Below are 11,563 nucleotides of genomic sequence, written 5' to 3' on the forward strand. Positions count from 1 at the left end.
AAAAACAATGAGTTTCATAGGTGAACCATTTTACTCATGTAACTATTTCTGGCGTTAAAAAATAATAACTGGCAATCATTAAATTAAGCGTGGAGACAACGAATGGCGGCAAGATGGCAAGGGGTAATAGCATTACTTTTGTTAATAATTATTTCCTACGTCGATCGGGTAAATATCTCGGTGATGATCCTCAACCCGGAATTCGCTGCCCATTTTCAGTTAAATGAAAACAGAATGTTACAAGGTATGCTAATGACATGCTTTCTTCTGGGTTATGGTTTTTCGGCATTATTATTAACCCCAGTTATAGAAAGTAGATGGCATTATCGTCAGGGACTCTTAAGCAGCATTGCTATATGGGCGCTGGTGTGCGCCATTTCCCCGCTACTCGGCTCACTGCTGGGAATGTTGATCGCGCGCATCGTTCTTGGCGTGGCGGAGGGGCCGCTGTTCTCTCTGAAAACGCGCTTTATCAACGACAACTTCGCCGCTGATGAAATAGGCAAGCCGAATGCGCTGACCGCCCTTGGCGTATCGTTGGGGCTGGCGGTAGGCTTCCCGCTGGTCACCTGGCTGATGGCGCACGTTGGCTGGATCGGCTCCTTCTACGCGCTGGCGCTGCTTAACCTGCTGCTCGGCGGCGGATTAATCTGGCGGTTTCTCCCCGCGCCACAAGTAACCTCACAGCGCGCGAAGCCTGGCTTTAGCCAAACTTTTGCCCTCGCCTGGCGTACGCCGCTGCTAGGCTGGATCCTGCTGGTAGAAATCGCCACGCTCAGCTATCTGTGGGGGAGTAGCGCCTGGTTGCCCGCCTGGCTGCGCGACGAGCACCACTTCTCGCTACAGGCTACCGGCCTGCTGGCGGCTGTCCCCTTTCTGTTAAGCCTCGGCTCAAAGTTTCTTGGCGGCGTGCTCCTCGACAAAATGCGCCCGGAGCAGGCGCCGCTGCTGTTTATTATCGGCGGCCTACTCACCGCCGGTTCTGTGCTGGCGCTGATGCTCAGCCAGCAGCCGGCGATGCTGGCGCTGTTTATGCTGGCGGCGAACGTTTTCTGGGGATTACAGGGGGCAGCGATCCCCGCGGTGGTTCAGCATCACGCCCCGCGCGAAGCGGTGGGCAGCGCCTATGGGATCATTAATGGCATTGGCAATATTTGCGCGGCGTTTATTCCGCTGCTGATGGGAGTGGTGATGAAATCGGTGGGATCGGTCAGTTCAGGTTTTTCCGTTCTGGTGGCATCGCAGCTGATCACGCTGTGCGCCGGCGGCGCACTGCTGCTGCGTATGCGTCGCGCAGCAGCAGTAAACGCGTCTATACCCTAAATAAGTTTCAGGACAAAACGGCTAGTCGTTTTGAACAGCGCTTGCGCTGACCCCGTAAGGACGAGGCCCAGGGATGGGCCGATTTATTGCCCACGCCTATGCAACTTGAAGTATGACGGGAACAGATTTATTCGCCCTTCTTCGCCGCCTGGATGTACAGCATCTCCAGCGCCAGGGTCGCCGCCGCCAGAGCGGTAATTTCGGACTGATCGTAGGCCGGGGCGACTTCCACCACGTCCATCCCGACGATGTTCAGGTCCTTCAGGCCGCGCACCAGCTTGATCGCGCGGTCGGAGGTCAGCCCGCCGATAACCGGGGTACCGGTGCCTGGCGCAAACGCCGGATCCAGACAGTCGATATCAAAGGTCAGGTACACCGGCATGTCGCCGACGATCTGCTTCACCTGGGCAATCACGTCATCAACGCTGCGGTCGTTAACCTGGCCGGCGTCCAGTACCGTAAAGCCATTGTCTTTGTCGAACTCGGTGCGGATCCCGATCTGTACGGAGTGGTTCGGATCGATAAGCCCTTCGTTCGGCGCGGTATAGAACATGGTGCCGTGGTCGAACTCGCAGCCGTTGGCGTAGGTATCGGTGTGAGCATCGAAGTGCACCAGCGCCATTTTACCAAAGTGCTTGGCATGGGCGCGCAGCAGCGGCAGGGTAACGAAGTGGTCGCCGCCAAAGGAGAGCATACGTTTGCCGGCCGCCAGTAGCTTCTCGGCGTGAGCCTGCAGCTTCTCGCTCATTTCGCGCGCGTCGCCGAAGGCGTACACCAGATCCCCGCAGTCCACGACGTTCAGGCGCTCGCGCATATCGAAGTTCCACGGGAAACGGTTGTGCTCCCAGGCAAGGTTAGTGGAAACCTGACGGATCGCCGCCGGGCCATGACGGCCGCCCGCGCGCCCGGAGGTCGCCATATCGAACGGCACGCCGGTGATGACCCAGTCCGCATCGCTTTCATACGGCATAAAGTTCATTGGCAAACGCAGAAAGCCAAAGGCATTGGATACCAGGGAGTTATCGTATTGATGACCTAAAGTGCTCATGGATATGACCTCTTTTGACAGTCGTGGAACGTAAAAAATAAGTATAAAAAAACCCCTCCGCGTCGTTAGGCCCGACGAGGAAGGGTTTGATAGATAAATCGCTTATTGGCGTGAATTATCGCCGGTAATGCATACGGGTTCAAGTGAGTATCGCATGCTGCCGGATGACGGCTTCGCCTTATCCGGCCGACATACGCAGGCCCGGTCAGCGCAGCGCCACCGGGCATCAGCGGCTACTCGTCTTCCAGATAAGTATAGCCGTACAGTCCCGCCTCGAACTCCTCGAGGAACTGCTGCTGCAGCGCATCGTCCAGACCGGTATTTTTCACCTGATCGCGGAACTGGGTCAGCAGCGTGTTCGGATCCAGCTGCACATACTGCAGCATATCCGCTACGGTATCGCCCTCGTCGGACAGCTCAACCTCAACGCTGCCGTCAGGGAAGACGAACACGTCCACCGCCTCGGTATCGCCGAACAGGTTGTGCATGTTGCCGAGGATCTCCTGATAGGCGCCAACCATGAAGAAGCCCAGCATCGGCGGGTTCTCCGGGTCGTATTCCGGCATCGGCATGGTGGTGGCGATCCCGTCGCCGTCCACGTAGTGATCGATGGCGCCATCGGAATCGCAGGTGATGTCCAGCAGCACCGCGCGGCGCTCCGGCGACTTGTTCAGCCCTTCCAGCGGCATCACCGGGAACAGCTGATCGATCCCCCAGGCATCCGGCATCGACTGGAACAACGAGAAGTTGACGTAGATTTTATCCGCCATTCGCTCCTGCAGCTCATCGATGATGGGACGATGGGCGCGGTTGCTCGGGTCGAGCTGCTTCTGCACCTCATGGCACATGTTCAGATACAGCTGTTCCGCCCACGCGCGCTCCTGCAGGTTGAAGGTGCCTGAGGAGTAGCCGATGTGGATATCGTGCAGGTCCATCTGGCTGTCGTGCAGCCATTCGCGCAGCGAGCGGCGGTTGCCGGTCTCGTGCATCTCCAGCCAGGTTTCCCACATGCTCTGCAGCGGACGCGCAGCGTCTTCCGCCGGCGGGGTCGCCTCGGTGTATTCGTTACGCTCAACGCCGATGATGTTGGAAACCAGCACGGTATGGTGCGCGGTCACCGCGCGGCCGGACTCGGTGATCACCGTCGGGTGCGGCAGGCCATTCTCTTCGCAGGCATCGCCGATCGCCCAGATGATATTGTTGGCGTATTCGTTCAGACCGTAGTTCACCGAGCAATCGGACTGCGAGCGGGTGCCTTCATAGTCCACGCCCAGGCCGCCGCCGACGTCGAAGCACTGAATGTTGACGCCCAGCTTATGTAGTTCGACGTAGAAACGCGCCGATTCACGCACGCCGGTGGCGATATCGCGAATGTTAGCCATCTGCGAACCGAGGTGGAAGTGCAGCAGTTGCAGGCTCTCAAGATGGCCTGCCTCGCGCAGAATTTCGACCAGTTGCAGCACCTGGGTCGCTGCGAGGCCGAACTTGGACTTCTCGCCGCCGGAGGACTGCCATTTACCGGAGCCCTGCGAGGCCAGACGCGCACGTACGCCAAGGCGCGGCACCACGTTCAGGCGCTCGGCCTCTTCCAGTACGATAGCGATCTCGGACATCTTCTCAATGACCAGATAGACCTTGTGGCCCATCTTCTCGCCCACCAGCGCCAGACGGATATATTCGCGGTCTTTATAACCATTACAGACGATGACGCTGCGGGTCATCCCGGCGTGCGCCAGCACGGCCATCAGTTCCGCTTTCGAACCGGCTTCCAGGCCCAGCGGCTCGCCGGAATGGATCAGCGATTCAATCACGCGACGGTGCTGGTTAACCTTGATCGGGTAGACGAGGAAGTAATCGCCGTTATAGCCATACGATTCACGCGCGCGTTTGAAGGCGGCGTTGATCGAGCGCAGGCGGTGCTGCAGGATCTGCGGGAAGCAGAACAGCGCCGGCAAGCGCTGCCCTTGCGCTTCACGCGCTTTGACTAATTCCGCGAGGTCAACGCGCGCTTCCGGGACGTCCGGATCCGGGCAAACGCTGATGTGGCCCAGTTCGTTGACGTCATAATAGTTATTGCCCCACCAGGCAATATTATAAGTACGCAGCATCTTGCTGGCTTCCTGGGAGCTCATCGCTACCTCCTGCATGGAACGTAGTACACCGTGTTCGCCTGCTGACGAAGGCGAAACCATAGACATGTCGTCAGACATAGCGAACCTCAATTTTTAATAATAAGTGTAAGACAGTTAACTACTATCGCAGTCCAAAGATGCGATAACAACCCATGAACAGTCCTAAAGCCCAGCACTATCTGCTGGTTTTGCGACTGCGCGACCGGTTTCTTATTCATATCATCGTAAAACACGTAGCCGAACAGAGTATGACAGTCCGGAGAAACCACGAGAAAACTCTTGCCAGGCAAGAGCGCCCTTGTTCAGTTTTCTGACGGCCGACCGGCCCTGGAATCCTGAGAAGCGCCGAGATGGGGTGAACATCGGCTGGTTTGCATGAGAGAGATGCAGGTTGCGGAGTGCTGACGCGCGACAGAACGACGCGACGAATCAAACGAAAAACATTGGTTCATTATCTGGTATCACCTCCACACCGCCCTGCGACAGGGTCGGCGACAAGCCAAAGCTATACATACCGGGCAACAGGCGCTACGCCGCTGCGAGATTCTGTAAATACAGACTGCTTAACCCGGCTGGAAGTGGCACCACAGGGCCATGCCCCGTGCGCTTTTTTAATGAGCCGCGCGCGGCGTTTTATACCGAGAAGCGGGGTAAAAAGCAAAATAAAAATGTGCCTGTTTGCGCGGTTGTCAGGAAATTTTGCCAGGCGGGTTTTCCCATAAATGCGACCGCCATCAAAAAAGGCTGGAAATGGGCTCAAGATTTGACCTAAAATGGCCGTCCAGAAGTTAATCCGTCTATACTGATTAACACTCAGACTGCTCGTGTCGCTACCTGCGCGGCTTTGCGCTGATTATCCACCAAAGCCACATTACACAACAGTATGAGCTATCCGAATCGTCCACAGGTGAAATAAAATATGGCAAAACACCTTTTTACGTCTGAGTCCGTATCAGAAGGGCATCCTGACAAAATTGCTGACCAAATCTCCGATGCCGTGCTGGATGCGATCCTCGAGCAGGATCCAAAAGCGCGTGTCGCATGTGAAACCTATGTCAAAACCGGCATGGTGCTGGTAGGCGGCGAAATCACCACCAGCGCATGGGTTGATATCGAAGAGATCACCCGCAACACCGTCCGCGAAATTGGCTACGTGCATTCCGATATGGGCTTTGACGCCAACTCGTGCGCCGTACTGAGCGCCATTGGTAAACAGTCTCCGGACATTAACCAGGGCGTTGACCGTGCCGATCCGCTGGAACAGGGCGCCGGCGACCAGGGGCTGATGTTTGGCTACGCCACTAACGAAACCGACGTGCTGATGCCGGCGCCGGTGACTTACGCTCACCGTCTGGTGCAACGTCAGGCTGAAGTGCGTAAAAACGGCACCCTGCCGTGGCTGCGCCCGGATGCGAAAAGCCAGGTGACCTTCCAGTATGACGACGGCAAAATCGTCGGCATCGACGCGGTCGTTCTGTCGACTCAGCACGCGGAAGATATCGATCAGAAATCCCTGCAGGAAGCAGTGATGGAAGAGATCATCAAGCCGATTCTGCCGACCGAATGGCTCAACGCGTCCACCAAATTCTTCATCAACCCGACCGGCCGTTTCGTTATTGGCGGCCCGATGGGCGACTGCGGTCTGACCGGTCGTAAGATCATCGTTGATACCTACGGCGGCATGGCTCGCCACGGCGGCGGCGCGTTCTCCGGTAAAGATCCATCTAAAGTTGACCGTTCCGCAGCCTACGCGGCGCGCTATGTGGCGAAGAACATCGTTGCCGCAGGCCTGGCCGATCGTTGCGAAATTCAGGTTTCCTACGCTATCGGCGTTGCAGAACCAACGTCCATCATGGTGGAAACCTTTGGCACCGAGAAAGTGCCTTCTGAACAGCTGACCCTGCTGGTGCGCGAGTTCTTCGACCTGCGTCCATACGGCCTGATTCAGATGCTGGATCTGCTGCACCCGATCTACAAAGAAACCGCAGCCTACGGTCACTTTGGTCGCGAACATTTCCCATGGGAAAAAACCGACAAAGCGGCGCTGCTGCGGGAAGCGGCCGGTCTGAAATAATATCCGCGCTTCCTCTCTTCAAGGCCAGCCTCGCGCTGGCCTTTTTATTTACGCCCCCCTTTTCTGCGCCCCCATTTCAACGCGCGGCCGCCACAAAATGAAAGCGATTACATAGTAAAGACTGTCACCTTCTGCCCAAAGACGCTATCTCCTGTACCCATTTTTCACAATGTTACATATTGTTTCGGTCAACTCTGATTACCGTTTTTCAAAATGTCGTCTATCCTTGTTTATATTGCTGATTTAAAAAGCATTTAATGAATTACGTTTCTTTACCTTTGTGGAAACGATTACACAGCCGTGATTATAGTCACGTTTTTTTACCGACGAGTGTCCTACCCTAACCATCGACAGAATCAATAACTCAACTGGAGGGCGTTATGCCTGACAACAAAAAACAAGGGCGTTCGAACAAGACTATGACGTTCTTCGTCTGTTTCCTCGCCGCGCTGGCTGGCCTGCTGTTCGGCCTTGATATCGGTGTTATTGCGGGTGCCTTACCCTTTATTGCCAATGAGTTCCAGATTTCCGCCCACACCCAGGAGTGGGTGGTCAGCTCCATGATGTTCGGGGCTGCCGTCGGCGCGGTCGGCAGCGGCTGGCTCTCTTTCAAACTGGGCCGGAAAAAGAGCCTGATGATCGGCGCCATCCTCTTCGTCGCCGGTTCGCTGTTCTCTGCCGCCGCGCCAAACGTCGAGATCCTGCTGGTTTCCCGTGTGCTGCTCGGCCTGGCGGTGGGCGTCGCCTCATATACGGCTCCGCTGTATCTGTCGGAAATCGCCCCAGAAAAAATTCGCGGCAGTATGATTTCCATGTACCAGCTGATGATCACCATCGGGATCCTTGGCGCCTATCTCTCTGACACCGCTTTCAGCTACAGCGGCGCATGGCGCTGGATGCTCGGGGTTATCATCATTCCGGCGGTATTGCTGCTGATCGGTGTTATCTTCCTGCCGGACAGCCCGCGCTGGTTCGCCGCCAAACGTCGCTTTGTCGATGCGGAACGCGTGCTGCTGCGCCTGCGCGATACCAGCGCCGAAGCGAAACGCGAGCTCGATGAAATCCGTGAAAGCCTGAAGGTAAAACAGTCCGGCTGGTCGCTGTTTAAAGACAACAGCAACTTCCGCCGCGCGGTGTTCCTCGGCATCCTGCTGCAGGTGATGCAACAGTTCACCGGGATGAACGTCATCATGTACTACGCGCCGAAGATCTTTGAGCTGGCGGGTTATGCCAACACCACTGAGCAAATGTGGGGGACAGTGATCGTCGGTCTGACTAACGTGCTGGCCACCTTTATCGCCATCGGTCTGGTCGACCGCTGGGGCCGTAAACCGACGCTGATCCTTGGCTTTATCGTGATGGCCGCGGGTATGGGCGTCCTGGGTACCATGATGCACATCGGCATTCACTCCTCTACCGCCCAGTACATCGCCGTCCTGATGCTGCTGATGTTCATCGTCGGTTTCGCCATGAGCGCCGGCCCGCTGATTTGGGTACTGTGCTCCGAAATCCAGCCGCTGAAAGGCCGCGACTTCGGTATCACCTGCTCCACAGCGACCAACTGGATTGCCAACATGATTGTCGGCGCCACCTTCCTGACCATGCTCAACTCGCTGGGCAGCGCCAATACCTTCTGGGTGTACGGCGGTCTGAACGTGCTGTTTATCCTGCTGACGCTGTGGCTGATCCCGGAAACCAAAAACGTCTCGCTGGAACATATTGAACGTAACCTGATGCAGGGTCGTCCACTGCGCGAGATCGGTGCCCGCGATTAACCTTCCTGAGCTTCCTCCCATCCCGGGAGGAAGCTTCCTCTTGCTCTCCCCCCTCCGCCGCACTATCCTCTGGCGCTATGAAAACGCCCCGTATTCCCATCGCTATTCAGCAGGCCGTCATGCGCAGCATGCGGGAGCATCTCGCCAATGCGAATCGCAAGCTGGAACGCCGCTATGCGGAACCGACGCTGGTCTACCAGCAGCGTGGTACTTCCGCCGGCACCGCCTGGCTGGAGAAAAACGAAATTCGTTTAAACCCGGTGCTGCTGCTGGAAAATCAGCGGGAGTTTATCGATGAAGTGGTGCCGCATGAGCTGGCGCACCTGCTGGTCTGGCAGCATTTCGGCCGCGTCGCGCCGCACGGGAAAGAGTGGAAATGGATGATGGAGAGCGTCCTTGGCGTTCCCGCGCGTCGCACCCACCGCTTTGAACTCGCTTCGGTCCGCCAGAACACCTTCCCCTATCGCTGTCGCTGTCAGCAGCACCAGCTCACCGTCCGTCGCCATAACCGGGTGGTACGCGGCGAGGCCACCTACCGCTGCGTTCGCTGCGGCGATCTGCTGGTGGCTGAAAAATAACCATCGGAATTAATTAGAAACTTTCTGATCTGACTGATTGCATCCGGCACCCTCATTCGCTACGTTGCGGGCTCGTTTTGACACGGAGTTAACGATGTCCCGTATGCATGTTTTAGCCGTAGCGGTATTGAGCGCGGCAGTCAGTGGTCCGCTTGCGGCCGCTGGTATTAATAGTTTTTCCCAGGCCAAAGCCGCTGGCGTCAAAGTGAATGCCGACGTTCCGGGCGATTTTTATTGCGGCTGTAAAATCGACTGGCAGGGGAAAAAAGGCGTTATCGATTTGGAATCCTGCGGCTATAAAGTGCGTAAAAATGAGAACCGCGCCAGCCGGGTTGAATGGGAGCACGTAGTGCCGGCATGGCAGTTCGGCCATCAGCGTCAGTGCTGGCAGGAGGGTGGACGTAAAAACTGCGCCAAAGATCCGGAATACCGCAAGATGGAAAGCGATATGCACAACCTGCAGCCGGCGGTGGGAGAAGTGAATGGCGATCGCGGCAACTTTATGTACAGCCAGTGGAACGGCGGTGAAGGCCAGTACGGCCAGTGCACCATGAAGGTCGATTTTAAAGATAAAATCGCCGAGCCCCCTGCCCGCGCTCGCGGCGCCATCGCCCGCACCTACTTCTATATGCGCGACCGCTATCAGCTGAATCTTTCCCGCCAGCAAACTCAGCTGTTTACCGCCTGGAATAAACAGTACCCGGTCACCGCCTGGGAATGTGAACGTGATGAGCGCATCGCGAAAGTGCAGGGCAACCATAATCCGTATGTCCAGCAGGCTTGCCAGGCGCAAAAGAGCTAACCTACACTAGCGGCAATTGTTAATTTGCAGCCCTGTGCTTCCCGCCCGATGGCGGGAAGCTGGCATCTGCGCAACGAACGGAATATCAAGCATGCGCATTCCTCGCATCCATCATCCAGAACGCCTCATTGTCGGCAGCCAGATCGCGCTGAGCGATGACGCGGCCAACCACGTCGGCCGCGTCCTGCGCATGACCGCCGGTCAGCACCTACAGCTTTTTGACGGCAGTAACCAGGTGTTTGACGCGGTCATCACCGAGGCCGGTAAGAAAAACGTTACGGTTGAGGTGCTCAGTGGCGAACCTGACGATCGGGAATCGCCGCTGCATATCCATTTAGGCCAGGTGATGTCCCGCGGCGAAAAAATGGAATTCACCATCCAGAAATCGATCGAACTCGGGGTAAGCCTCATAACGCCACTGTTTTCCGAGCGCTGCGGCGTTAAACTGGATGCCGAACGTTTGCAGAAAAAGATCCAGCAGTGGCAGAAAATCGCTATTGCCGCCTGCGAACAGAGCGGTCGTAACGTGGTACCGGAAATACGTCCGGCGATGCAGCTGGAGGCGTGGTGCGCCGAGCAGGACAGCGGGCTGAAGCTCAACCTGCACCCGCGCGCCAGCGCCAGCATTAACACGCTGCCGCTGCCGGTTGAACGCGTCCGTCTGCTGATTGGCCCGGAAGGCGGGCTGTCGGCTGAAGAGATAGCGATGACCGCGCAATACCAGTTTACTGATATCCTGTTGGGACCGCGCGTTCTGCGTACAGAGACTACTGCGCTCACCGCCATCACCGCCCTACAGGTGCGTTTTGGCGACTTAGGTTGAGGCGTTAACGGAGAAGAACCATGATCAAGCTCGGCATCGTGATGGATCCCATCGCAACCATCAACATCAAGAAAGACACCAGCTTCGCTATGTTGCTGGAGGCGCAGCGTCGCGGCTATGAACTCCATTATATGGAGATGAACGACCTCTATTTGATCAACGGCGAAGCCCGCGCCCGGACGCGCACGCTGAGCGTCGAACAGAACTACGATAAATGGTATGACTTCACCGGCGAGCAGGATCTGCCGCTGGCGGACCTTGACGTCATCCTGATGCGTAAGGATCCGCCGTTTGATACCGAATTTATTTATGCCACCTACATCCTGGAGCGAGCGGAAGAGAAAGGCACGCTTATCGTCAACAAGCCGCAGAGTCTGCGCGACTGTAACGAGAAGCTGTTCACCGCCTGGTTCTCTGAACTGACTCCGGAAACGTTGGTCACCCGCAATAAAGCCCAGCTGAAAGCCTTCTGGGAAAAGCACGGCGATATCATCATGAAACCGCTCGACGGCATGGGCGGCGCCTCTATTTTCCGTGTTAAAGCCGGCGATCCAAACCTTGGGGTGATTGCCGAGACGCTGACCGAACTGGGCAGACGCTACTGCATGGCGCAGAACTATCTGCCGGCCATTAAAGATGGCGACAAGCGCGTGTTGGTAGTGGATGGAGAGCCCGTGCCTTACTGCCTGGCGCGAATTCCGCAGGGTGGCGAGACCCGCGGCAATCTGGCCGCCGGCGGCCGCGGCGAAGCCCGCCCGTTGACCGAAAGCGACTGGGAAATCGCCCGCCGCGTCGGCCCGACGCTGAAGGCCAAAGGCCTTATCTTCGTCGGCCTGGATATCATCGGCGACCGTCTGACGGAAATTAACGTCACCAGCCCCACCTGCGTACGCGAAATCGAAGCCGCCTTCCCGGATATTTCGATCACCGGTATGCTGATGGACGCTATCGAAAGACGTATCGATAAATAAGCACGACGGCGGACCAACGTCCGCTTTTGGCGCAGCG

At 56.8% G+C, this 11,563-nt stretch carries 10 protein-coding genes; 7 read left to right on the forward strand and 3 right to left on the reverse strand.

The window, feature by feature from the left end:
• The first annotated feature begins 102 nt into the window (after positions 1 to 102).
• On the forward strand, positions 103 to 1,323 hold the full coding sequence (locus HMPREF9538_RS23155; RefSeq protein ID WP_004149802.1) for an MFS transporter: 1,221 nt from the start codon (positions 103 to 105) through the stop codon (positions 1,321 to 1,323).
• A 127-nt stretch (positions 1,324 to 1,450) separates the two neighbouring features.
• On the opposite strand, the gene speB is transcribed toward HMPREF9538_RS23155, so the two are convergent.
• The 3 genes from speB to yqgB all read right to left on the reverse strand — a co-directional run bounded on the left by speB (position 1,451) and on the right by yqgB (position 4,721).
• A complete protein-coding gene (speB, locus tag HMPREF9538_RS23150) occupies positions 1,451 to 2,371 on the reverse strand; it encodes an agmatinase (RefSeq protein WP_002916572.1) in 921 nt (306 codons plus the stop codon).
• Positions 2,372 to 2,604: 233 nt separating this feature from the next.
• A complete protein-coding gene (gene speA, locus HMPREF9538_RS23145) occupies positions 2,605 to 4,581 on the reverse strand; it encodes a biosynthetic arginine decarboxylase (protein WP_004149805.1) in 1,977 nt (658 codons plus the stop codon).
• Between the two features lie 8 nt (positions 4,582 to 4,589).
• Positions 4,590 to 4,721 (reverse strand): acid stress response protein YqgB, encoded by a 132-nt coding sequence (gene yqgB, locus HMPREF9538_RS31365; RefSeq protein WP_002916578.1) that lies wholly within the window; start codon positions 4,719 to 4,721, stop codon positions 4,590 to 4,592.
• Between the two features lie 701 nt (positions 4,722 to 5,422).
• Between yqgB and metK the strand changes: the two genes are divergently transcribed.
• The 6 genes from metK (at position 5,423) to gshB (ending at position 11,526) form a co-directional block, all read left to right on the forward strand.
• Positions 5,423 to 6,577: a methionine adenosyltransferase gene (gene metK, locus HMPREF9538_RS23135; protein WP_004149807.1), complete on the forward strand. Its 1,155-nt coding sequence runs from the start codon at positions 5,423 to 5,425 to the stop codon at positions 6,575 to 6,577.
• A gap of 380 nt (positions 6,578 to 6,957) precedes the next feature.
• Positions 6,958 to 8,352, forward strand: coding sequence for a sugar porter family MFS transporter (locus HMPREF9538_RS23130; RefSeq protein WP_002916587.1), 1,395 nt, complete (start codon positions 6,958 to 6,960; stop codon positions 8,350 to 8,352).
• A gap of 77 nt (positions 8,353 to 8,429) precedes the next feature.
• On the forward strand, positions 8,430 to 8,930 hold the full coding sequence (locus tag HMPREF9538_RS23125; RefSeq protein ID WP_009484127.1) for a SprT family zinc-dependent metalloprotease: 501 nt from the start codon (positions 8,430 to 8,432) through the stop codon (positions 8,928 to 8,930).
• A gap of 94 nt (positions 8,931 to 9,024) precedes the next feature.
• On the forward strand, positions 9,025 to 9,732 hold the full coding sequence (endA, locus tag HMPREF9538_RS23120; protein ID WP_002916589.1) for a deoxyribonuclease I: 708 nt from the start codon (positions 9,025 to 9,027) through the stop codon (positions 9,730 to 9,732).
• 91 nt (positions 9,733 to 9,823) lie between these two features.
• A complete protein-coding gene (rsmE, locus tag HMPREF9538_RS23115; protein ID WP_002916597.1) occupies positions 9,824 to 10,555 on the forward strand; it encodes a 16S rRNA (uracil(1498)-N(3))-methyltransferase in 732 nt (243 codons plus the stop codon).
• 20 nt (positions 10,556 to 10,575) lie between these two features.
• On the forward strand, positions 10,576 to 11,526 hold the full coding sequence (gene gshB / locus HMPREF9538_RS23110) for a glutathione synthase (protein WP_009484128.1): 951 nt from the start codon (positions 10,576 to 10,578) through the stop codon (positions 11,524 to 11,526).
• The last annotated feature ends 37 nt before the right edge of the window (positions 11,527 to 11,563 follow it).

Source organism: Klebsiella sp. MS 92-3, assembly GCF_000195655.1.
Taxonomy (GTDB): Bacteria; Pseudomonadota; Gammaproteobacteria; order Enterobacterales; family Enterobacteriaceae; genus Klebsiella; species Klebsiella pneumoniae.

Bases quoted from the DNA above. Each gene is read 5' to 3' on its own strand.
- HMPREF9538_RS23155 (WP_004149802.1), top strand. From the start codon at position 103: ATGGCGGCAAGATGGCAAGGGGTAATAGCATTACTTTTGTTAATAATT.
- speB (WP_002916572.1), bottom strand. From the start codon at position 2,371: ATGAGCACTTTAGGTCATCAATACGATAACTCCCTGGTATCCAATGCC.
- speA (WP_004149805.1), bottom strand. From the start codon at position 4,581: ATGTCTGACGACATGTCTATGGTTTCGCCTTCGTCAGCAGGCGAACAC.
- yqgB (WP_002916578.1), bottom strand. From the start codon at position 4,721: ATGAATAAGAAACCGGTCGCGCAGTCGCAAAACCAGCAGATAGTGCTG.
- metK (WP_004149807.1), top strand. From the start codon at position 5,423: ATGGCAAAACACCTTTTTACGTCTGAGTCCGTATCAGAAGGGCATCCT.
- HMPREF9538_RS23130 (WP_002916587.1), top strand. From the start codon at position 6,958: ATGCCTGACAACAAAAAACAAGGGCGTTCGAACAAGACTATGACGTTC.
- HMPREF9538_RS23125 (WP_009484127.1), top strand. From the start codon at position 8,430: ATGAAAACGCCCCGTATTCCCATCGCTATTCAGCAGGCCGTCATGCGC.
- endA (WP_002916589.1), top strand. From the start codon at position 9,025: ATGTCCCGTATGCATGTTTTAGCCGTAGCGGTATTGAGCGCGGCAGTC.
- rsmE (WP_002916597.1), top strand. From the start codon at position 9,824: ATGCGCATTCCTCGCATCCATCATCCAGAACGCCTCATTGTCGGCAGC.
- gshB (WP_009484128.1), top strand. From the start codon at position 10,576: ATGATCAAGCTCGGCATCGTGATGGATCCCATCGCAACCATCAACATC.